This is a genomic window from Sinorhizobium sp. 6-70, from assembly GCF_030124375.1.
Classification (GTDB): Bacteria; Pseudomonadota; Alphaproteobacteria; order Rhizobiales; family Rhizobiaceae; genus Sinorhizobium.
In genome coordinates, this window is the sequence record NZ_JASKLS010000001.1 from 617614 (window position 1) to 639231 (window position 21618).

Genomic DNA, 21618 nt, shown 5'->3' on the forward strand with positions numbered 1-21618 from the left:
CATGTCCGACAAGTTGGAATTGCTTGGCATTCTTGTTGGCCGCATCGAGATGCAGCTATCCCGTACCCTCGACCGGCTGCTGGCGGGCTACGCCGCGGTGGTCGCCGCAATCCATGATCAGTTGGCGCTTGCCGGCATCACATTGAGCGAGACAGCCATTGCATTCATCATCCCGGCGACCGCGGCTATCGCTTTCTTCGTCCTCGCGCGGCTGCTGCGCCCCAGCAGGCGGCCCGGCGCCGAGACGTCCTCGGATCCGCTCTCGGCCGCCACCAGAATGCCGCGACGTCTGGGGCTCCTGGCAATCGTGCTGTTCCTTGCGGTGTTGGGCGGCTGGTCCGTGCTCGCCCCGCTGGCAAGCGCAGCACTCGCCCCCGGCGTCGTCAGCCCGGACGGGTACCGCAAGACCATTCAGCATCTCGAAGGCGGGATCATCCGGTCGATCCACGTCCGCGAAGGTGACATGGTCCGTGCCGGAGATCCGCTGATTACCCTCGATAACACGAAGGCCCGGTCCCAGGACGCGGAAGTCCGGGAGCGACTTCTGCACGCCCTGGCGACCGAGGCCCGACTCGAGGCCGAGCGCACCGACGCTGCCGAAATCAGCTTCCCCGATTTTCTCGTTCACAGCAGTTCCGCGGACCTGCAGCCATTGATGGAGGGGCAGCGGCAATTGTTCGTGAGCCGGCAAGGAGCGCATCAGGGTCGCATCAAGATCCTCCAGGCGCGCATCCGCCAACTCGAGGAGCAGAACGCCGGTCTGCGGGAGGTGATCGCCGCCGAGGCCGATCAGATCGCATTGGTAGACGAAGAGATAATGGCCGCGCAGGAGCTCTTCGACAAGCATCTGGAGCGCAAGCCGCGAATACTGGCGCTCAAGCGTCATCGCGCCGATATCGCCGCCGCGAAGGCGGCCAACCGGGCGAAGATCGCCGAGAACGCGCAAGCCATGGGCGAAACCAATCTGCAACTGCTTACGATCGACGAAGAGCGCCAGGAAAAGCTCGGTTCGGAACTTGCCGAGATGCGCCGGATCCTGGCGGAGCTCAAAAGCCAGCTGCCGTCGCGCGAGGACATACTCCAGCGCACGGTCATCCGCGCTCCCGTTGCAGGCATCGTAATGAATCTCCACGTGACGACGGAGAGCGGCGTGATAGAGCCGGGACAGGCGCTGCTCGACCTCGTTCCGAATGACAGTGGAGTGGTCATCGACGCCCGGGTTCGACCGACCGACATCGAGCGCATCAGGCCCGGCATGTCCGCCCGCGTGATCCTCACGGCCTACCGGCAGCGCAGCCTGCCGCTCATTCATGGCCGGCTGCGCTCGATCTCAGCCGATGCGATCGCCGATGAACGCACGGGCGTGACCTATTTCCTCGCGAAAGTGGCGGTCGCTCCGGCGGATCTCGCAAAGCTCGACGATGTGCACCTCATTCCCGGCATGCCGGCCGAGGTGATGCTGATGGACGGCGAACAGAGCCTGTTCCACTATCTGCTTAACCCGATCCTCGACAGCCGCCGGCGAGGCCTCATCGAAAACTGAGACGCCACCTCGCAGCGACCGTTTTCCAAGGGCCAGCGCTGCTGCATGTTTCCTTGAATCGATTCCGATTTACGGAACCATGCAGGAGGCGCAAGCTGGTCGGATGATCGTGCTGTTTACGGATTTCGGCCTCAGCGGGCCCTATACGGGGCAGATGAAGGCCGTGCTGCATCGGGAAGCGCCAGGCATTCCCGTCATCGACCTCTTCGCCGATGCACCGGCCACCAATCCGGCAGCATCGGCCTATCTGCTGGCGGCCTATGCCGTGTGGTTTCCAGCCGATACGGTCTTTCTCTGCGTCGTCGACCCGGGCGTCGGCGGCAAGCGGCCGGCGGTGGTCGTGGAGGCCGATCAGCGATGGTATGTCGGCCCAGGAAACGGCCTGTTCGAACTGGTCCAGCGGCGCGCCGGAAAGACGCGCTCGTGGGAGATCGACTGGAGGCCTGAACAACTGTCGGCCAGCTTCCACGGGCGCGACCTGTTTGCGCCGGTGGCGGCGATGCTGGCGCGCGGCGAGCCGTCGCCCGCCCGGCCGCGCGACGATTTCGATCGGCGGCCGGACTGGCCGGACGACCTTGCCGAGATCATCTATCTTGATCACTACGGCAATGCCATGACCGGGCTCCGGGCGGCCATGCTGCCGCCCGATGCGAAACTTGCGGTATCCGGCCGAGAGTTGGAGCGGGCCGGAACGTTCAGCGACCGCTTGCAGGGCAGCGCGTTCTGGTACGAGAATTCGAACGGGCTTGCCGAGATCGCGGTGAACCAGGGCCGCGCGGACCGGGAGCTTGGCCTCGCGGTCGGCAGCCCGGTGGAAATCGCCTCTCCAGAAAGGAGGACCTTATGACCGAGAATATCGCTAAGAAGTCCTGCACGCCCTGCCGTGGCGGCATACCGCCGCTGACCAGGGACGAAGCCGCCGGCTATCTTTCGCAGACACCAGGCTGGGATCTCCTGGACGACGGACATCTGATCCGCCGCAAGTTCGAGTTCGACGATTTCAAACAGGCGCTGGCCTTCGTCGACGAAGTCGGCCGGCTGGCGGAGGACGAAGGGCATCACCCCGACGTCTGCTTCGGCTGGGGCCATGCGGAGGTCTCGCTGTGGACCCACAAGATCAAGGGCCTGCACGAGAACGATTTCATCATGGCGGCGAAGATCAACGAGCTGCAGAAGGCATCCTGAGTTTCCGGTGAGGCCGGCCAGTAAAAGTCGGCCTTTTCCGCGACTGCGCCCTTTCGGAAATTGCTGCAGCGTCCGTTGCGCGCCTGACAAGACAGCGCGGCGATGTCGCTCGCCCCAATTTGTGCGAAGACGCGGATCCGCAGGCCGGACGTTACCCCGGCGGCTATCACCCTGACCAGCCGGCGCGCGTCGCCGGGCGGTCGTTGGCGTGGCTCCAGAGTGCTTCACCAGGAAATGCTCCTCTGCGGACCAGTGACGCAAGTAGCACTCACATACCCGGCGGCAACCTGTCCCGCCCGAGAGCCCGCAGAGTGCGACCCCTAAGCCGCCGTTGCCACCACTGAACGTCCCAGTCTAAGTTTGGGCGTCGGAATTTGATTGGCAACCTTCCCAAGGAGGAAACTGATGGCCAAGCTTCTCGTCCTTTACAGAATGCCCAAGGACACTGCGGCTTTCGACCGATACTACCGCTCCACCCACATTCCCCTGGCCAAGAAGCTGCCTGGTCTCAGAAAATACGAAATCAGCAGTGGCGGGGTTTCGACCCCCGCCGGCGCGGCCGATCTCCACCTTGTCGCCACGCTTCATTTCGATTCGATACCCGACATCCAGCGCGCGTTCGCATCACCGGAGGGTCAGGCCGCGGCTGGAGATCTGGCGAACTTCGCAGACGGCGGCGTCGATCTTTATTTCTTTGATTCCGAAGAGGTTTGATTCATTTGCACGACGGCCGGGGCACCTACAGCGCCGCGCGTCTTATCAGACGCGCAAAGGTCGCTGTAGCACTTTGAATTGCTGCATGTCTGTCCTTAAACCGAGGTCGATTTAAGGAGACATGCAGTAGAAACTCCCCGAACCGGTATCGGTCAGCCTTCGGTTGGTCGCCGACCGACAGTCGCTGCCCGGTCGGCCCCTCCGAAGCGGCCTCGCTCGTCACTTCTTCTCCGCGTCCTGCTTGCGCATCGCCGCCTCGCCGGCGTCCGACACCTCGACCCATTTCCTGTCGGGCGCGGCATCGGCGACGTAGCTGTCGTGCCAGTTCCACCACTTGTAGGTCGGCGTCTGGGGATAGCCCTCGGGCGAGTCCTCCCAGACCTCCTGCCGGCCGAGCGGCGTGATGTCGAGGTAGTTCCAGGTGCTGCCCATCTGCTCGTCGCCGCGGTTGTTGATGAAATAGGTGCGGAAGATGCGCTCGCCGTCGCGGTAGAACACGTTGGTGCCGTGCCATTCGTCCACGCCGAAATCGGCGTCGAAGCTGTCGGTGATGGTGAACCACGGCATCTCCCAGCCCATCCGCGCCTTCAGCCGGGCGATTTCCGCCTGGGGTGCGCGCGAGACGAAGACGAGCGTCGTGTCGCGGGCGTTGAGGTGGGCGACGTGGGCCACCTGGTCGGCGACCAGGGAGCAGCCGCGACAGGCGTGCTCGGGCCAGCCGAACACGCCCGGCTCGTAGAAGGCGCGGTAGACGATCAACTGGTGCCGGCCGTCGAAAAGGTCGGCGAGGCTGACCTTGCCGTCAGGCCCCTCGAACACGTAATCCTTCGTCACGGCCATCCACGGCATGCGCCGGCGCTCGGCGGCGAGCGCATCGCGGGCGCGGGTCTGGGCCTTTTCCTTGACGAGCAGCTTCTGCCGGGCCGCCTCCCACGTCTCGGCCGGTACGACCGCTGGCGTGTGCATGGCAGGCTGTCCGTCTCTCCGTCCGTTCTCGGCTGGCGTAGTCATTGCTCTTGAACCTCCTGATCTTGGGGCGAGATCGCCCGTTGTTGTCCGTAGGGACAGTCTGGCTCCGGATCGCGAAGGGTGCGAGTAACAAGTGTGTCACCATTTTGATGGCGCCGATTTGCAACCGCGGCGCGTGCATAAGCGGCCCCCGGCGCCGGTAAGACGGCATTGGCGGGCTTGTCATCGCGCGTTCCGGCCATACCTTTATTAACGCACACAACCGGAAGAACGGCGCGTGTGACACACTGATTAATATTTTTAATAGCCAGCGCCCCGCACGAGAACGCATCATCTGGCCATCCGCGGGAATATTCAGGGCCCCGCTGATGTCATAGCGCTGTCGCGCCAACGGAGGAAGATGCGCTATGCCGATCCGACCCCACATTCCCCTGCACGATGTCGACATGCTCAGCGCGGTGTTCGAGGAGTTGCTGGAGGATCATCAGATACTCCGCGCCAGCACCGTGGCGGAGGGCACCCTAACCCGCCTGATCTTCAACTACGACCTCGGCATTCGCGATCCGGCGCTATTGAAAGTGCTCACCGTGCCTTTCCTGCGCCAGCGCCTCTCAGGAACGCAGTGATCGCAACAGGGATCGCCTCGACCTCCCCTGTCCAAAATCCAGGCAGGAGCGGGATACCTCTGCGCTCTCCGCCCGCCACCTTCATCCCAAGCGGCCATTACCGCACAAATCATGAGAAAAGTCCCGCTGACTATTGGGATGATATAGAGCACTACTAAAGGGAAATTCCTGGAAGCCGGACTGCACATCCCGCACAAGCGGGGTCCCGTGCGCTTTTTCTGCCGAAGGGCCCCCGCTCTAAATCAATTCTGAAATAAATTTAGGTTTGTGTCGGTGCATGCCGCCCGGCACCCTCCCAAAGATTGGGAAGTATCGTCCTCCATCACCCCGTGGTCCATGGACCTTAGTCCCAGCGCGATTGGACAAAGGTCCCATATTCGATTTTGGCATGAACTTGCAGGACGAGCCCGCCAGGGCGGCGGGCTCCGGTTGATGGCTACAGCGCCAACGCGACCTATCAGGCGCGCAAAGGACGCTGTAGCACTTTGGTTCGCTGCATGGTTTCGTCCTTAGATCGGCGACGATTTAAGGGAACATGCAGCAGAGGTTGTCCGGATGATCGCGCCGAACGCGGCGCTTCAGGTCGGTCGGTCAGTTGACGACCTGAACCACGGTGCGCGACCTGGGTTCGACGATCACGCGCTGATTGTTGACGACGGCCACCGAGTATTCCGGAGCGTCCGGGATGGGAGTCAGCACGACCGTCTCGGGAAGAGGCTGGCCGACAACGACCCGTTCCTGAACGACGACCGAAGGCGGCGGTGGCATCTGTTGGACCATGGTAATCACCTTCGGCGGTGGCGGTGCCAGCGCGCCGCCAAGTGCGCCGCCGACAACCGCGCCGACGCCTGCGCCGACCGGGCCGCCGATAATGGCGCCCGTCGCGGCGCCACCGACGATACCCGTAGCGGTGCTGCGATTACCGTCGTTATTGTTCTGAGCGATCGCGGGGCCGCCCAGCAGGGCAGCTGCCGCAGCGATGAGTATGAGTTTTCTCATTGGTCATCTCCTTCGTTGGATGAAGGGTCAACGACCTCCCGGGAAAACTGTTCCAGCCGCAGGACTTAAGTCCGACAGGGGATGCCAAAGGTCCTAGGACGGTTGCGGGCCTTCCGCATGAAACATATGGTGACAACAGAGCGTCGACGTCACCGATAGTCCCCGACACCGCAGTCGGCGCGAAAAGGTCCCAGAGCCACCGCGATTGTCCCTTCTTAACCGCTCTGGGACCCTCTTTTGCCTTACACGACAGCGCCGGCCGCCCTATTGGGCGCCACAAGTAGACGACTGTGGTAACGTTCTATGCAGCAGGCCCTTGAACAGTTGCAGTTCCGAGCCTGTCACAACCGGCGCAAAAATGATAGCTTCCCCGCCGTTCACCCTACAGGAGTGCCCTCCAGCTACAGGAGCGAGAAAGATGTGCGCAGGCGCGATGCTCGATGATGCTGCGACGGGCCCTTTCTGGACGCCGCCATTGCCTGTCGACCGGGACAAGCTCACCCCATCGATCCTGCGCGAGCTCGATCGGCGAGGCGAACGCCAGGCCTTCAAGGGTTACGTGCTGCAAATCTATGACGCACCGGACGGCAAACCGTCCGGCGTGTTCGAAATCGCCTTCTGTGCGAAGACCGGGATGGCATGCGCGGTTTACGAGTCCGAAGCGCCGGATAAGCGCGACGCGAAGCGGCGCGTCGTCGTGATGACGGAGCCTCACTGGCTCGCCGCCGCCACGCCGCGGGATGCCGCCGGGACTTTCTTCCAGTTGCTCGTGGACACCGCCCCGGAGGCTTGAACGCGGCCAGCACCCGAGACTTGCAGCCCCGCACATCCTATCGGTCGCTCAGAGGCGCTGCAGTACGGGCCGTATGTCGGCACGCCTTTATCCTGCCGCGGCATTCATTCGCGCCGCTTGCGCACGGCCAATCCTATCTCCGCAAGCGTTCCGAGCGCGACAGCGAACATGATCCAGTAAAGCCCTTCATCCAGGGCCTCGCCCAACGACGAAACCGTCGTGAACCACGACACGACATCCGGATCCAGATACCCCGTCGAGATGACCAGCCCCAGCACGATCTCCCAGACCCCGGCCACCAGCGTCACGATTGCCACAAGGCGAGCAGCGTATGAAAACACCGTTCCACCTCCTCCCTGTTGTCTCAGAAGAATACAGCGCCGCGCGTAGTTGCTGAACTCCACCCGGCGCTACCATAGCGCCCGGCATTGACTCGACACATAAATCCACTATTCTGGATTTATGGATGAACAACAAACGATCGCCGCGCTTGCGGCACTTGCGCAACCCACGCGCCTGAGGGTGTTCAGACTGCTGGTCGAGCGCGAACCCGACGGCATTGCCGCCGGCGAGCTGGCCAGGCTGGTTGACGTGCCGCAGAACACCATGTCGGCGCATCTTTCGACGCTCGCCCAGGCGGGACTGGTCCGAGGCGAGAGGCAAAGCCGGTCGATCATCTACCGCGTCGATCTCGACCGGTTCCGCGCGGTCGTGCTCTATCTGCTGCAGGACTGCTGCGGCGGCCACGCGAGCCTCTGCGCCCCTTTGATTTCCGATTTGACCCCATGCTGTCCTCCCGGGGAGGAGACGCGCACTCGTTGAGCCAGCTTGGAGAAAGCCGATGATCGACAAAGTCTACAACGTCCTCTTTCTATGCACGGGCAATTCGGCTCGCTCGATCATTGCCGAGACCATTCTCAACCGGCTCGGGATGGGCAGGTTCAAGGGCTATTCGGCAGGATCGCATCCCAAGGGAGAAGTTCACCCGTTCGCCTTGCAACTCCTCAAGGGACTGAATTTCGACACGTCCTTCGCACGCTCCAAGCCATGGGACGAGTTCGCGGCTCCCGATGCGCCGCAGATGGATTTCGTCTTCACCGTCTGCGACAAGGCGGCGGCCGAAGCCTGTCCGGTCTGGCCAGGGCAGCCGATGACCGCCCATTGGGGAGTCCCCGATCCGGCGTCGGCCGTGGGCAACGAGGCCGAGCGGCACTTTGCCTTCGCCGAGAGCTACCGGATGCTCAACAATCGCATTTCGATTTTCACCAGTCTGCCAATGACGAGCCTCGACAGGCTTGCCCTGCAGAGGCGACTTGACGAGATCGGCCGCGACATTCCGAAAGCAGGCTGAAGCATGGCATTCGACCTGAAACGCCGCGTCGCGGCAGAGGCCCTGGGAACGGCCATCCTGGTCGCTACTGTCGTCGGCTCCGGCATCATGGCAGATCGCCTGTCGGACGACGTAGCGGTTTCGCTGCTCGGCAATACCATACCGACGGGAGCGATCCTCGTCGTCCTGATCAGCATTCTCGGGCCGATCTCCGGCGCGCACTTCAATCCGGCAGTGACGCTGGTGTTCGCGGCCAGGCGGGAGATCGAAGCATACGCGGCGGCGCTTTATGTGGTTGGACAGGTTGCGGGCGGCATTGCAGGAACGCTGGTAGCCCATGCCATGTTCGACCTGCAGATGTTCCAGATCTCGGAAACGGTGCGGACCGGCACCGGCCAATGGATCGCCGAGGCTGTCGCCACCTTCGGCCTGGTCTTTACGATCCTCGCCGGACTGCGCTTCCGAGGCGATTCCATCCCTTGGCTCGTCGGCCTTTACATCACGGCAGCCTATTGGTTCACGGCTTCGACATCGTTTGCGAACCCCGCCGTCGCCATCGCCCGCGCCTTCTCCGCCACCTTTTCCGGCATCCGCCCGATGGATGTGCCGGGCTTCATCATCGCCGAAGTCCTCGGCGCGCTCGTCGCCACGGCCGTCGCCGCTTGGATGCTCACCGAGCGATCCTCTATTTCCGCAATAACGCCCAAGGGAGCCCAATGACCATGGACGTCACCATCTACCACAATCCCGCATGTGGGACTTCGCGCAACACCCTGGCGCTGATCCGCCACGCCGGCATCGAACCCACGGTCATCGAATATCTGAAGACGCCGCCGAGCCGGAAGGAGCTTGCCCAAATGATCCGTGATGCCGGCATTTCCGTCCGCGAGGCCATCCGGGAGAACGGAACCCCCTACCAGGAGCTGGGCCTCGACAACCCCGCGCTCTCCGACGACCAGCTTCTGGCCGCGATGCTCGAGCATCCGATCCTCATCAATCGGCCGTTTGTCATTACGCCGATCGGCACGCGGCTGGCGCGGCCGTCCGAAGCCGTGCTCGACATCCTGCCGGCCGACGCCTTCAAGGGGCCGTTTGTCAAGGAAGATGGCGAAGCAGTTCTTGACGCGGAGGGTCGGCGCATTGGCTGATCTTCCCTCCGCTGATCCGCGCCATCTCCGCATGCCGGACATCGATGCGCTGCGGCCGCCATTCTCGACCCATCCGCCGCGGATCCTGATCCTCTACGGGTCGCTCCGCGAGGTGTCGTATTCGAGGCTGCTCGCCGAGGAAGCTGGCCGCCTGCTGGAGCACTTCGGGGCCGAGGTGCGCTTCTTCAACCCCTCCGGGCTGCCGTTGCCGGACGACGCGCCGGCCAGCCATCCCAAGGTACAGGAACTGCGGGAACTCTCCGGATGGTCGGAAGGCCAGGTCTGGGTGAGCCCGGAGCGCCACGGGACGATCACCGGGATCATGAAAGCGCAGATCGACTGGATACCGCTCTCGATCGGCTCGATTCGGCCAACACAGGGCAAGACCCTCGCCGTCATGCAGGTGTCGGGCGGCTCTCAGTCCTTCAATGCGATCAACACGCTCCGCCTGCTCGGCCGCTGGATGCGCATGATCACCATCCCGAACCAGTCCTCGGTGGCCAAGGCCTTCCAGGAGTTCGACGCGAACGGACGCATGAAGCCGTCTTCCTACTACGACCGCGTCGTCGATGTCTGCGAGGAACTCGTGAAGTTCACGCTGCTTACCCGCGACGCCTCGGCGCACCTTACCGACCGCTACAGCGAACGGAAGGAAGACGCCGTCAAACTGGAAAAGCGGGTGGCGCTGAAATCGATCTGACGCGCACGCTCACGACGTTGCGGTGGCCGTGCGCTTGGCGGCAGACGCCACCGCGACAAAGGCCGCCATGCCGACTGCGCCAAGGCACGCATTGGCCATCAAGGCGACGTTGCTTCCGAAACGCTCCATCAACACGGAGAAAACGAACGGTGCCATTGCGCCCGCAGCCAGCCGTGCGGCGGCCATGCGGCCAGTTATCGCTCCGTAGCCCCCCGATCCGAACATCCAGAGTGGCAGGGAGCCCTGCGCGATGCTGTTGATGCCCGACCCAAGGCCAAGACAGATCGCGAAAGCCACGGCCCCGGGCAGCCAGGTTCCGGACAGGCCGAGGATAAGGACGCCGGCGACGATGAGCGCGGCGGACAGCGTCGCGAGCGCAGGTGGCGGCAGGTTTTTGCCGAATGCCATGTTGATCAGCCTGCTCAGGACCTGCGAGGGCCCGAACAGCGACCCGATCACGACCGCTGCCGTCCCGAAGCCGATCGCCCCCAGCATCGGAACCATGTGGGTCAGCATCGCCGAAAGCGTGAACCCCTGCAGGGCAAAAGCCAGTGACACAAGGAGCATGCCGCGTCGCCTGACCTCGACCGGAAGTGCGCCGACAACCACGTGCCCATCCCTGCCGGTGAATTTGGCCGCTTCGGACCTCCTGCTCCACATGATCCAGTAATGAAGCGGAAGGCAGACGATCAGATTCAACGCCGCGTAGGCGATGTAGATTTCCCGCCAGGAGAAATGCTCGTGAAGGCTCGCGGCGATCGGCCAGAAGATTGTCGAGGCGAAACCCCCGATCAGGGTGAGACAGGTGATGCTGCGTGAAGCCGCCATTGGGCGGCTTTCCACGAGCGCCGCGAAAGCCGCCTGGTACTGCACCATGCCGGATGCAACTTCCAAGAGGACGATGGAGAGTGCGAACACCGCGATCGAGGGCGACCAGGCGCACAGCAGGAGGGCGAGCGCCGAGATCGCCGAGCCGATAGTCATGACCATGGCCGCGCCCAACCGATCCATCCATCCCCCGACGAATGGAGCCGAAAGCCCGCCCGCAAACAGCGAGGCGGAAAAGACGCCGAACACCTGCTCGACGCTCAGCCCGAGGTCGCGCGCCATTCCTGGCGCGAGGATGCTGAAGCTGTAGTAGAGCGTGCCGTAGCCGATGATCTGGGTTAATCCGAGCGCGGCGACGATGGCCGCAGGGACGCCGGGCTTCATATCAGACATTCTTGCCTTCGGCCGACGCGGAAGACGGCGCACAGCAACCGTCGTCGGCGCCGGTCAATGGCGCGAGCACGCTGGGGTGCCCGACGCAGCAATCCTCCATCAGGAACTTCACAAGACCGGACAGCGCATCGTAGCTGGCTGTGTAGACGATCGAGCGGGCCTCCCGCCTCTGTGCGATCAATCCAGCCCGCTCCAGCTCCTTCAGGTGGAAGGAGACGTTCGAGGGCGAGACGCCCATCGTCTCCGCGATCGCGCCGGCGGCCATGCCCGCGGGCCCCGCCACGACGAGCGTCCTGACGATCCCCAACCGGGTCTCCTGAGACAATGCGGCGAATGACATCAGGGCTTGACGTTCTTCCATATTTCAAGAATCCTAAAAATGTTGAAACGAGGAATAACCGAAATGACGCTGATCGACAATAGCCCGCATGCGCAAAGCGACATCACACTTGGATCGCTGCTCGAGCGGCTGAAGGAAACCGCGGCGAAACCGCTCGTCTTCGAATATGACGGAAAGATCGTCCGCCCCGGATATCACGTCACGGAAGTAAAGGCCGGCCAGTTCTCCGCCCTCGACTGCGGCGCGAACCCCGAGGCATGGACGGAAATCTTCGTCCAGTTGTGGGACGTCGACGGCGGCGAACGCACGCACATGCCAGCGGGAAAGTTCTCGGCCATCATCAGGAAGGTCTCCGAACACGTCGCCCTCGACGGATCGGCCAGACTGACGTTCGAGGTCAGTGATGGCGTGAGCCCGATGCAGCTTTACTGCGCAGACGAGCCGGTCGAGCGGGACGACGTTCTTTTCATTCGCCTGTCGCCCCGACCCGCGAGTTGCAAGCCCCGCGACCGATGGCTCGCCGAGCAGGCCACACCCTCGCAATCGAGTTGCTGCGGCCCCTCGAACACGTCGAAGTGCTGCGCATAGCCGGGCGGCGCTGTAGCGTTGCCATCAGCGGAATTCGCTCCCTATACTCCGCCATGGAGAAGACCTTCGTCTCAGCACGGGAGGATCGGCCCGGGGAAGACTGGCTTTCCCGGTTCGCGGCGGGTCGGGCGGAAGCAGAAAGCTGGTATTTCGGCCGGGCGGTGACTTCGAGACCCATCGCCCCCAGCGTCAGGGAGTGTCGCGCTGCGCTTGCGCAGCACATGCCCGAGCTCATCCCGCACTATGAGCACGTCTGCGCCCTCGTCGGCGACGACGAGCTCGCCCATCGGGTGCTCAGCCACTACCGTCCCGCGCCGGAGGGCTATGGCTGCAGCCAGGCGGTCTGGCTCGGGGACGAAGGTCCGGCGCTCATCCGCAACTTCGACTATCCGCCCGACATCGTCTCGGATCGCTTCGAACTCACCGCATGGTCGGGCCTCAAGGTGATCGCGAAGGCGCAGCGGCCTTGGGGAGGCTGCGTCGACGGCATGAACGAGGAAGGGCTGGTCGCTAGCGTCACGCTCGGCGGCGGCCGCGTCCAGGGCCGCGGCTTCTCGATCATTCTCATGATCCGCTACGTGCTCGAAACCTGCTTCCGCGTCAGCCAGGCGGTCGACGCCCTTTGCCGCATCCCGGTGGCGCTTGCGCAGAACGTCACCCTGCTCGACCGATCGGGCACCTACGCCACCCTCCTCCTCGGTCCCGGCCAGCGGCCGGTCATCACCCGGCTCAAGGCCTGCGCCAACCATCAGCGCAGCGAACGGGGGTCGCCAAATTCGCTGGCGCGGCAACAGGCGCTCCTGCAGGCGCTCGCGGAACCCTCGATGTCGCTCGAGGGCCTGACCGACCGCTTCCTTCAGCCACCGGTCCATGCGCGAAATCCGCGCTTCCCGACCCTCTACACCGCCGTCTACCGGCCGGAGGAAGGCCGGGTGGATTATGTCTGGCCCGGCAAACGCTGGTCCCAGGGCTTTGCGCATTTTCAGCCGGGCGAGTACACGCATCACTATGGATGCTGAAAGCTCAGCATTCACGGCACCCGCGCGCCATGGCTCTCCGTCAATGCCGTACTCCACGGTCATTCCCATATTCCACCGTCATCCTCGGGCTTGACCCGAGGCACCGTCATCCTCGGGCTTGACCCGAGGATCCAAACACAGGCAGCCAGTGGCGCTCGCGAGACCGGAGTGGCGGCTCGCGTCTGGATCCTCGGGTCAAGCCCGAGGATGACGGACTTGGGGGGAAGGCCGGCGACCGAATGCGCCGCCAACCGGCCTCGAACCGGCGGCGACCTCGCCGCATATGCCGATGTCCGCTCGATCGCTGCACGACACTGGCAACCGTCCCCTTCGACACCAGGATACGACCACCTAATTTTCGCTGTTTGACCCCCTAATTTTTTCACTAATTCAACGGCGCTGCCTCGGTGGCAATATATTAGCGCCTGGAAATATTCTGCCCGCATTCGCCCGCGCCGCGTCCGGCCCCTCCCGAAACGGACGGCCTGCAGGGCGAACTTAGAGAAGCGCCGGCTTCCTGTGGTGATGGGGGCTTTTTCGTATCCTTAAAGCTTCGCAACGGCTCGCAGCGGCGCTGGCATTTCCTCCAGGAGGATCATTTCAAATGTGCAGCAAGGCAAACGATTCCTTGGAGAATTCCTGACGCCATAGCGCCTCGCAGATGCGTGTTCCGACCCACATCCCACGGTCCGCCGCAAGAGGAAAGCGCTCCAGCGAGGCACCGCTGGCGAACAAGAAATATGATTTCGATTCCGAAACGATCATGGCATTGTAGCGCAGCCGCGTAGCAGGTTGCGGCGCCATCCTTCCCTCCCCAGGAAACCGCGGAACCGCCAAAGGACGGGGGTTTGTCATGGACCAGCAGCACCTGCAACGACTCGAACGCAAGGTTTCCGACGCTTCTCTAAAGACGACTTCTGCGCTAGGTTAGCCGGGCCGGCCGCTCACAACAGGAGGTGGCCATGAAATGGCTCTTTACCCTCGCGTCGGTAACGTTAGCGTTCTCATCCCCCGGCCTCGCCGGTGAACTTACGGCGGAAGTTCCCAAGGGAGATCCCGAGTTCATAGCAAAGGCGATGTCCGCTGCCCCGGCGGATATCGGGAAGAATGCCACAATCATTCGGATAGGTGATGGCTTCAAGACCACCGCCATCAGGACCGGAACAAACGGGTGGACTTGCGCCGTCGATATGAGCGGCGAGCCGTGGTGTACCGATCCCGTCGGGCTTGAATGGTTCAGGGCGATTTTCACCAAGGCCGAGCCGCCGGACAAGACCGGCTTCGTCTACATGTTTGCCGGAGACCTGGGCACCAGCAACCATGATCCTTATGCGACTGACAAATCGCATTGGGTTCAGACGGGCCCGCATGTCATGATCGTCGGGAAGGCAGCGCACGAGATGGCGGCCAGTTATCCGCACGAGGTGGACGCCAATCCAGCGCATCCCTACGTGATGTTTCCGGGTACCAAATATCAGCACCTGATGCTCCCTGCCGACATGGGAACAGGCCACGGCCAGTAGCAGCCTCCACCGCCGCGTCCTGGCCGGCCGCGGCGGATTTCCTCGCCCTGCTCAGCCTTCGGCCCGATCACAGCAGCGACGGAAGAACCTGACGACCGGCGCCCGCGATGGTGTTGGCGTAGATGTTCAGGAGTGGCGGCAATATACGAATTTTCCTTCAAGCGGCGAACCGCAGACCGTCGCCTTCAACTTCGTCATGCCCTCATGCAGCTTCCGAAGCGCCGTGATGAAGCCGGGATCGATGGCGCAGGGACCTGCCTGTCGTTCAGGACCTGTGACAAGTACAGGAATGACGGGGGCTCTAGGGAAACCTGCAACAGGCAACGCATGGCCCGACCGGTCGCCGGGCCATGCGGTTGCCGGGCTTCAGGCCCAGTAGTTGTATTCGAGCTGAACGGCGACGGTGGAACCGTTCGCGACCTGCTGGCTGAACGTACCGTTGAAGGCAATCGTACCGTCTGCGAAATCGGTGTCGCTGAGGACCACTGTCTTCGAATAAGGGTTCAGCGTTTCCGTGGTGCTGCTGTTCGAGTCGCTGCCGACGATGCTGAACGAGCCACTGTCGACCGTGCCCCCGAGGCTCTCTCTTATGCTGTTCAGATCGGCATCCCCGCTCACGGTGACGATGCCATCGAAACCGTCCACATCGACAGTGAAAGAGCCCGAAAACGACCGTTCCGTGGTGTCGCCGCCGACTTTCTCGAAGGTGAAGGACTCGGTGCCGGTATAGATGTCCGCAGAACCGGCTATTTCGATCGTCAGCGCGTTGGTGGTGGTGCCGCCCTGGCCATCTTCGATCGTGTAATTGACGACGACGGTGAGCGTCTCGCCGAGCTTCAGATCGATTGCCCCTCCGGGCTGAAGATCCGGGTGCGACGTGTCGACCGTTACGATGTTGTCCACGACCGTGATGTAACCGGGAGGCGTGGTGGACCCGGTGCCGCCGTCAACGGTAAAGCTCAGGCTGCCACCGACGACGGAAAGCGTGTCGCCGTCCGGATCCGAAGCCGTTGCCAGGAGGTCGATCGGAGACGCCGCAACATCTTCGGTCAGCTCCTTCAGGATCGGTTCGGCACTCGGAGGCTGGTTGTCGACGGACCAACCGGCATCGTAGTCGGCCGGCTCGCGCGTGTCCGTGTAGAACTCCCGGGTGTGATAGATCGTGTCGAGCTTCTTGCCGCTCGCCTGCACCGTCGACCAGGTTTCCGTGTCGATCCCGGTGAGGATGGCGGTCAGGTCGATTTCAACGCCGTTGACCAGCATCGTCGGCGCCGGATTCGTGATGCTGGCGCCGTCGACAGCGCCGACCTTGCTCTGGGCGGCGGCGAAGAGGTCCGAAAGCGTGAAATCTCCGGCGATGACCGCGGCCTTTACCGCAAGCGCGTCATCGACCGAAAGGCCGCCCTGATTGGCCAGGAAGCCGATGTAGTCGGCGACGGTTACATCTTGCAGCGCTTCGGTAAGCGCCTCGGTGTAGCTGGACGAGAGCTGTCCCTGCGCGGATTGGCTGAGGCCGGAATCATAGGTTCCGTCCGTCATGAAGCTTGTCGTGAAGAAACTCATGCTACTTGCCCCCTGGCTCCGATGCTGGTGCATCGATCGATGCCTGTATGAGTGTGTTCAAAAAATTCAGTTACCTTTCCCGTCCTCTCGAGCGCCCCCGCGTTCTCTAAGATTTGGGAAATTCGTCGCGACTAATTCGCGTTCTCGAAAGGGTGGAAACCGGCCAATGGCGGCCGGTTTCCCCTCGCTGAAGCCGGAGCCCCTCATCGGGCGAATACTCTACACACGCTTTCGCCCTCCCCGACCAGCGCGTTCAAAATGGCTGGCCCGGCAAACATGTTGAAAATTTATCTTGATTCCCCCTCAGCCGCGCTCACGCTCGCGCGTCGGCTTCCGCAGTAGAATCCCCTATCCCCTTCTACCTCTTACCATATTCCATAGTTTAAGAAACGAATATTTCTGAGTAGTACTTTAATTCGAAAGGAGTAGATTTAAGCCGTCTCGCATTTCAACCATTTGACGGTGAGACAATCTATATCGAAGTGCTTTCCGCTTGTCGTTAGCTCTGCGTCCGGGAAATTATCGCCGCGTACATTATCGCTGTGACGACGGGAACATGGCTGGGGCCGGTCGGCCGCGCGGCGCCAGCAGTTGGTCACCGCGCATTCGTCCCTCCGGACGGCTGACCCGATACGATTGGCTGGGCCTGAGACATACGGAACGTTCCCGGCCCACATCCATCGCTGCGTGGCGCTACCAATTGCCGGGATCCGCCGTGTGGTCGACACTGGCAAACTCGTCGGCCTTTTCCCGGTCCAGCGTCAGACCGGTTGCGGTCCCTGTCTCATCCGCGACTGAATAGTTGAGCGGCGCCGGCGCTTTGGTCAGTTCCTGATACATCAGCAAGGCAGCCTCCTCGGCAGTGTCGGCCTCGAACTCTTGCCTGACGGTGACGGTGAACTTGTGCATGGCCTTGACCTCGCCTGTGCTGGTTGGACCGCTCGCGCTGGTGCCGATGATCCAGTTCTCGCTACTGCATGTTCCTTAAATCCTACCCGATTTAAGGAAACATGCAGTAGGCCGCATAGAGAAGCTGCTGCCGCATCACTCTTCAGTCGGTGAACTCGACGACGACGCCCGGCTTGACCATCGCCGCCAGTTCCTCGGCATCCCAGTTTGTAAGGCGTACGCATCCATGTGACCCCGCCTTGTCGACGAGCGACGGTTCCGGCGTGCCGTGGATCCCGTAGGTTGGTTCGGTCAGGTCGATCCAGACGCTTCCCACTGGGTTGTTGGGGCCGCTGGGCAGCGTCAGGCGCTTGGTGTTATCGCCCTGCTTGAAGTTGAGTTCGGGGTTGTAGACGTAGACGGGCTTTCGACCGACGCCTTTCACCTTGTGCGTGCCGGAAGGCGAAGGCGTCTCATCGCTGCCGATCGTGGCGGGATAGACTGCAATCAGCGAGCCGTCTTCCGCGAACGCCGCGACCTGGCCCGCGCGCCTGCGCGCCTCGATCCGTTTGACCCTGCCCTTGCCCTCCTTCGCGGCGCCGGGCATTGCAACCGACACCGTATCCCCAACGGCAAACGCCGAGCCCGGATTGAGCGCCTTCAAAAGGTCGATGTCCATGTGGAACCGCTCGGACAGCCTCTCCGCGACGCTCGTATAGCCAAGGTGCTTCATCTCGGCCTGCTTGGCGTAGTCTTCGGGGATGCGCTCGACCAGATCCTTGGCATCCTCTTCAGTGACTCGATAGGGCTCGATGGCGGGCTTGTCGTCCGGAAGGCGGCCGATGAGCTCGGGGTCCGGCTTTCCATCGACGGGAAGATGCTGCATGGCCTCGAACCCGGCGATCGCTTTGGTGACGTTCTCGCCATAGTAGCCGTCGATCACGCCGGGGGACGAACCCGCGCGGTCGAGAAGCACCTGGAGATGGACGATGGCGGGTTCCGGTTTGGGCGAGTCCTCGGCCGGCCGTTCCTGCGGGATCGAGGCGAGCGAAGCCTTGTTAATGGTTTCCGGCTGAAGCTCCTCAGCACCGGCGGTGCCGCAGAGACCCAATGTCAACGATGCTGCGAAGAAAGCCATGCTCTTCATGAACATCACAAATCCGCAGCGCCCGAACTTGTTCCACCGCGGGTTCTGGGGAGCGCGGCGCAGCGTCTCCCCGAAAACACGCGCTGGCCCGCCCCTCGCCCTTAAATCCTGGCGGATTTCAGGTTAGAAACATGCGGCAATTCGCAGTGCTCCAGCGCCCTTTGCGCGTCTCAACAAACGCGCGACGCTGGGGCGGACCCGAAGCGAGGACGAAGCCATCATGCCCGAGACCCGCCGCAAGCTGACGACGATCTTTTGCGCCGATGTGCAGGACTATTCGCGCCTGATGGGGGCGGACGAGGAAGGCACGCTCGCGACGCTGAAGCGCTATCGCGATGCCATGGCACGGCTGATCGAGACGCATCACGGCCGCATCGTCAACACCTGGGGCGACGGGCTGATCGCCGAATTCCCGAGCGTGGTCGAGGCGGTGCGCGCCGCGATCGACGTCCAGAACGAACTTGCGGGGCTGAATGCCGAGCGGCCGAGCGACACGCAGATGCTCCTTCGCATCGGCATCAATCTCGGCGACGTCATCGCCGAGGGTGACGACCTCTATGGCGACGGCGTCAACATCGCCGCCCGCCTGCAGGCCACGGCGCCGGCCGGCGGCATCGTCATCTCCAACACCGTCTACGACCAGGTACGCAACAAGGTCGCCGTCAGCTTCGATTTCCTGGGTCAGCTCGAGGTGAAGAACATCGAGGGCGGAGTCGCGAGCTACGCGGTCAGGATCGGTGCCCGCGATGACAGCAGGCAAGACGGCATTCGGGAGAGCGAGCCCGCGCGAGGAGGCACGCGGCAGGCTGGTCCGCCGCAAGACGCCTACGGGAACGGCGCGGCGGCGCCCGGACGCACCCGGGACCGACACCCGACTCCGGGCGCAGCACCGACGCAGCCGCCCGCCGGGGCAGGCGGTACACCCCGGCACGAAGCGTCAGCCGCATCTTCCGCCACCTGGGGCCGCGAACGCGCTCCCGGTGGCAACCGGCCGCAAGCCCCTTCCGGGACGACCTCCGCGGCAACGTTCGGCAACCGCAAACTCGCCGTCATCGCCGTGATCGCCGCCGCCCTCGTGGCGATAAACCTCCTCACCTGGGACGGTGTCCTCTGGGCCGTCTGGCCGCTGCTCGGCCTTGCGATCGTCTATGCCCTCTTCTGGCTGCGCCGGAGAAAGGACATCAACCGCACCCTCGGCCTGCTTGCCATCGCGGCCCTCACCGTCGTCGCCGTCAACCTCCTCACCTTCGACGGAATCTTCTGGGCCGTCTGGCCGCTCCTCGGCCTCGCCATCGCCGCCGCGCTCCGCTGGGTGCTGCGCCGGGGGTGAGCCGGTCACCTTACCCTCCCTCGTCCCTGTGCCGTCACAGGGATCCAGCCACGGCGCGTCGGCGCCGTGAATGACTCCGTCTCGCAGTGCAGATGCTGCGAGAACTGTGCCCGTTTCTAGAGCGTCTTTTGTGCGTTCATTTGAACGCACGGTAGGCTTTCGGCCCCAAAAGGGGACCGAGACTGAATCTCAAAGGGCACCGGTTAGAGAGGCAGCGGTATCTTCTTGAGAGCGTTCGCCAGCGATTGCATTGACGCGGGTCGAAAAGGCCCCATTCGAGTGAAGGCGTTGATTGTGAAAGACGGTGCGAGTTCGATAAGGCGCTTTGCCGCCGCTCGTGCCGCGTCGAAATTGCTCAACTCAACATATGCCGCCGCGAGGTAGGCGTAGGCGACGCTGAAGTTCGGGTTCGCGCCAGCGGCGAGCGCTGCATAGGTGGCGGCCTCCTCGAACCGGCCACTGAACCAGTAGGCCAACGTCAGCGCACAGTACGGGTGATAGTTCAAGGGATCGAACGGACTGAGCCTCAACGCAAGCAGTGCATGCTCGATGGCTCTTTCATTTCGCTGGCTATGGGCATTCACCAAGGCACTGAAGCCGTATGCGAGCGCCGAATTGTGATTGAGCTCCAGCGACCGATCCAGAACAATAATGGCCGCGTCGTAGTCATGCGTGAGATTGGCCTGGACAAAGGCGGCGATGCTTAGGACCTGCGGGTCATCGACGCCAAAGTTGAACGCAGCATTGCAGTGTTCTAGCGCGAGGGATTTATCTCGTTCATCGAGGCCACCGCGAAAGTAACTTTGCTCACGGCACCACGCCGCATAGGCATGTGCAAGTGCATAGTTCGGGTCGCGCTTCAGGGCCTCCTCCAACAGCTGCAGCGCTTTTTGGGTTTCAGCAGGTGAATTCGCATGGGTGTGGGGAAGTGCTTTCAAATACAGATCGTAGGCGTCTAGTGCATCTGGCCGTTTTCGGAGCGCGCGTTCAATTTCAGCGCGGCGCATTGACGGCTCCAACGCACCGACGATGCTCGTTACGAAATGGTCTTGAAGGTCAAACAAGTCCTCGGCGAAGCCCTCGAGCCTATCCGCCCATACATGAGTCGCACCCGTCCCCTCCACAAGCTGTCCCGTGATGCGGATTCGGTTGGCAGATTGTCGGACGCTGCCTTCAAGCACGTAGCGTACGCCCAGATCTCGTGCGACTTGCTTCACATCGACCGACCTGCCTTTGTAGGAAAAGCTCGAGTTACGCGCGATCACGAAGAGGCTGTGAATTTTGGCCAGTTCAGTAATGAGATCGTCGACCAGGCCGTCGGCAAAATAGTCTTGCCGCGGATCGCCGCTCATGTTTTCAAACGGCAACACCGCAATTGACGGTCGTTTCGGCAGAGCAAAGGGCGTGTCGATCAGGTTGGCTGCATTCGGCATCTGCGTCTCTAAATGAAGCTGATAGACGCGGATCGGTCGGGTGATGTTCTTGAGGTGCTGGTCTCCGGTGTCTTCGAACGCGATATCCAGCCGTTCTCGGACAAGATCGCGCACTGCGGCCGACACGGCGATGCCGCCTGGTCTTGCAATCCCCTCCAGCCTTGACGCAACGTTCACGCCGTCGCCGAAAATGTCACCGTTCTCCAGGATGACGTCTCCCAGATTGATGCCGATCCGAAATTCAATGCGGCGATCTGGTGGGATTGGGTCATTACGAACAATCATCGCGCGTTGTATGTCGACAGCGCACGCCACCGCGTCCAGTACACTTTGGAACTCGGCGAGAATGCCATCGCCGATGAGTTTGACCACCCGGCCGCTGTGCTCTGCAATCTTTGGGTTCAGGAGCTCGCCTTGGTGAGTCATCAACGAAGTGAGCGTGCCGGGTTCATCGGCCTCCATGAGCCGACTGAAGCCAACGACGTCAGCGGCGAGGATCGCTGCCAGCCTACGCTCCATAGACGCTCTCCTACGGATTGCATCAGGCAACATACCATAG

At 62.6% G+C, this 21618-nt stretch carries 25 protein-coding genes; 15 read left to right on the forward strand and 10 right to left on the reverse strand.

Translation table 11 applies throughout. The features are described from left to right. Nucleotide 1 precedes the first annotated feature (1 nt). The 4 genes from QN222_RS03045 to QN222_RS03060 all read left to right on the forward strand — a co-directional run bounded on the left by QN222_RS03045 (nucleotide 2) and on the right by QN222_RS03060 (nucleotide 3442). Nucleotides 2–1543, forward strand: coding sequence for an HlyD family type I secretion periplasmic adaptor subunit (locus QN222_RS03045; RefSeq protein ID WP_283965349.1), 1542 nt, complete (start codon nucleotides 2–4; stop codon nucleotides 1541–1543). Between the two features lie 103 nt (nucleotides 1544–1646). Beyond that, a complete protein-coding gene (locus QN222_RS03050; RefSeq protein WP_283965350.1) occupies nucleotides 1647–2390 on the forward strand; it encodes an SAM-dependent chlorinase/fluorinase in 744 nt (247 codons plus the stop codon). After that, a complete protein-coding gene (locus QN222_RS03055; protein WP_283965351.1) occupies nucleotides 2387–2728 on the forward strand; it encodes a 4a-hydroxytetrahydrobiopterin dehydratase in 342 nt (113 codons plus the stop codon). Before QN222_RS03050 ends, QN222_RS03055 begins: the two co-directional genes overlap by 4 nt. Nucleotides 2729–3133: 405 nt before the next feature. Next, on the forward strand, nucleotides 3134–3442 hold the full coding sequence (locus QN222_RS03060; RefSeq protein WP_283965352.1) for an EthD family reductase: 309 nt from the start codon (nucleotides 3134–3136) through the stop codon (nucleotides 3440–3442). Between the two features lie 219 nt (nucleotides 3443–3661). Here QN222_RS03060 and QN222_RS03065 read toward each other — a convergent pair whose 3' ends face one another. After that, a complete protein-coding gene (locus tag QN222_RS03065) occupies nucleotides 3662–4453 on the reverse strand; it encodes a thioredoxin family protein (protein WP_283965353.1) in 792 nt (263 codons plus the stop codon). Between the two features lie 365 nt (nucleotides 4454–4818). On the opposite strand from QN222_RS03065, the gene QN222_RS03070 reads away from it, so the two are divergent. Beyond that, a complete protein-coding gene (locus QN222_RS03070; protein WP_283965354.1) occupies nucleotides 4819–5037 on the forward strand; it encodes a hypothetical protein in 219 nt (72 codons plus the stop codon). A 591-nt stretch (nucleotides 5038–5628) separates the two neighbouring features. Here the strand turns inward: QN222_RS03070 and QN222_RS03075 are convergent. Beyond that, nucleotides 5629–6036: a DUF1236 domain-containing protein gene (locus tag QN222_RS03075; protein WP_283965355.1), complete on the reverse strand. Its 408-nt coding sequence runs from the start codon at nucleotides 6034–6036 to the stop codon at nucleotides 5629–5631. Nucleotides 6037–6454: 418 nt separating this feature from the next. Here QN222_RS03075 and QN222_RS03080 point away from each other — a divergent pair, with 418 nt between their 5' ends. Next, nucleotides 6455–6829 carry a hypothetical protein gene (locus tag QN222_RS03080; protein ID WP_283965356.1) on the forward strand — a complete coding sequence of 125 codons (375 nt, stop codon included), beginning with the start codon at nucleotides 6455–6457 and terminating at the stop codon, nucleotides 6827–6829. A gap of 104 nt (nucleotides 6830–6933) precedes the next feature. Here the strand turns inward: QN222_RS03080 and QN222_RS03085 are convergent, their stop codons facing one another. After that, nucleotides 6934–7170, reverse strand: a complete 237-nt coding sequence (locus QN222_RS03085) for a hypothetical protein (RefSeq protein WP_283965357.1) — start codon at nucleotides 7168–7170, stop codon at nucleotides 6934–6936. A gap of 121 nt (nucleotides 7171–7291) precedes the next feature. On the opposite strand from QN222_RS03085, the gene QN222_RS03090 reads away from it, so the two are divergent. Genes QN222_RS03090 through arsH form a run of 5 tightly spaced genes read left to right on the forward strand, consistent with a single transcriptional unit; the run spans nucleotide 7292 to nucleotide 10007 of the window. Continuing rightward, complete coding sequence (locus QN222_RS03090; protein WP_283965358.1) at nucleotides 7292–7651, forward strand: metalloregulator ArsR/SmtB family transcription factor; 360 nt, start codon at nucleotides 7292–7294, stop codon at nucleotides 7649–7651. 19 nt (nucleotides 7652–7670) lie between these two features. After that, nucleotides 7671–8180 (forward strand): arsenate reductase ArsC, encoded by a 510-nt coding sequence (locus tag QN222_RS03095; protein WP_283965359.1) that lies wholly within the window; start codon nucleotides 7671–7673, stop codon nucleotides 8178–8180. Nucleotides 8181–8183: 3 nt separating this feature from the next. Further along, on the forward strand, nucleotides 8184–8879 hold the full coding sequence (locus QN222_RS03100) for an MIP/aquaporin family protein (protein ID WP_283965360.1): 696 nt from the start codon (nucleotides 8184–8186) through the stop codon (nucleotides 8877–8879). A gap of 2 nt (nucleotides 8880–8881) precedes the next feature. After that, nucleotides 8882–9307 (forward strand): arsenate reductase (glutaredoxin), encoded by a 426-nt coding sequence (gene arsC, locus QN222_RS03105; protein WP_283965365.1) that lies wholly within the window; start codon nucleotides 8882–8884, stop codon nucleotides 9305–9307. Continuing rightward, complete coding sequence (arsH, locus tag QN222_RS03110) at nucleotides 9264–10007, forward strand: arsenical resistance protein ArsH (RefSeq protein ID WP_283965361.1); 744 nt, start codon at nucleotides 9264–9266, stop codon at nucleotides 10005–10007. The genes arsC and arsH overlap by 44 nt, the downstream gene beginning before the upstream one ends. A gap of 9 nt (nucleotides 10008–10016) precedes the next feature. Here the strand turns inward: arsH and arsK are convergent, their stop codons facing one another. Both arsK and QN222_RS03120 read right to left on the reverse strand, forming a co-directional pair. Continuing rightward, entirely contained in the window at nucleotides 10017–11219 is a 1203-nt protein-coding gene (gene arsK / locus QN222_RS03115; RefSeq protein ID WP_283965366.1) for an arsenite efflux MFS transporter ArsK, read from the reverse strand. A 1-nt stretch (nucleotide 11220) separates the two neighbouring features. Beyond that, entirely contained in the window at nucleotides 11221–11589 is a 369-nt protein-coding gene (locus tag QN222_RS03120; protein WP_283965362.1) for a metalloregulator ArsR/SmtB family transcription factor, read from the reverse strand. A 42-nt stretch (nucleotides 11590–11631) separates the two neighbouring features. On the opposite strand from QN222_RS03120, the gene QN222_RS03125 reads away from it, so the two are divergent. Further along, nucleotides 11632–12156, forward strand: a complete 525-nt coding sequence (locus tag QN222_RS03125; protein ID WP_283965363.1) for a DUF6428 family protein — start codon at nucleotides 11632–11634, stop codon at nucleotides 12154–12156. 53 nt (nucleotides 12157–12209) lie between these two features. Beyond that, nucleotides 12210–13175 carry a C45 family autoproteolytic acyltransferase/hydolase gene (locus tag QN222_RS03130; RefSeq protein ID WP_283965364.1) on the forward strand — a complete coding sequence of 322 codons (966 nt, stop codon included), beginning with the start codon at nucleotides 12210–12212 and terminating at the stop codon, nucleotides 13173–13175. Between the two features lie 600 nt (nucleotides 13176–13775). On the opposite strand, the gene QN222_RS03135 is transcribed toward QN222_RS03130, so the two are convergent. After that, the gene (locus tag QN222_RS03135; RefSeq protein WP_283962876.1) at nucleotides 13776–13979 is read right to left on the reverse strand and encodes a hypothetical protein; all 204 of its coding nucleotides are present in this window, start codon (nucleotides 13977–13979) and stop codon (nucleotides 13776–13778) included. Between the two features lie 158 nt (nucleotides 13980–14137). Between QN222_RS03135 and QN222_RS03140 the strand changes: the two genes are divergently transcribed. Next, complete coding sequence (locus QN222_RS03140) at nucleotides 14138–14698, forward strand: hypothetical protein (protein ID WP_283962877.1); 561 nt, start codon at nucleotides 14138–14140, stop codon at nucleotides 14696–14698. 366 nt (nucleotides 14699–15064) lie between these two features. Here QN222_RS03140 and QN222_RS03145 read toward each other — a convergent pair whose 3' ends face one another. The 3 genes from QN222_RS03145 to QN222_RS03155 form a co-directional block, all read right to left on the reverse strand. Continuing rightward, the gene (locus QN222_RS03145) at nucleotides 15065–16261 is read right to left on the reverse strand and encodes an Ig-like domain-containing protein (protein WP_283962878.1); all 1197 of its coding nucleotides are present in this window, start codon (nucleotides 16259–16261) and stop codon (nucleotides 15065–15067) included. 693 nt (nucleotides 16262–16954) lie between these two features. Next, entirely contained in the window at nucleotides 16955–17170 is a 216-nt protein-coding gene (locus QN222_RS03150) for a hypothetical protein (RefSeq protein ID WP_283962879.1), read from the reverse strand. 142 nt (nucleotides 17171–17312) lie between these two features. Further along, a complete protein-coding gene (locus QN222_RS03155) occupies nucleotides 17313–18302 on the reverse strand; it encodes a L,D-transpeptidase (RefSeq protein ID WP_283962880.1) in 990 nt (329 codons plus the stop codon). Between the two features lie 214 nt (nucleotides 18303–18516). On the opposite strand from QN222_RS03155, the gene QN222_RS03160 reads away from it, so the two are divergent. Next, nucleotides 18517–19626, forward strand: coding sequence for an adenylate/guanylate cyclase domain-containing protein (locus QN222_RS03160; RefSeq protein ID WP_283962881.1), 1110 nt, complete (start codon nucleotides 18517–18519; stop codon nucleotides 19624–19626). 203 nt (nucleotides 19627–19829) lie between these two features. On the opposite strand, the gene QN222_RS03165 is transcribed toward QN222_RS03160, so the two are convergent. Continuing rightward, complete coding sequence (locus QN222_RS03165) at nucleotides 19830–21578, reverse strand: adenylate/guanylate cyclase domain-containing protein (RefSeq protein ID WP_283962882.1); 1749 nt, start codon at nucleotides 21576–21578, stop codon at nucleotides 19830–19832. Nucleotides 21579–21618 lie beyond the last annotated feature (40 nt).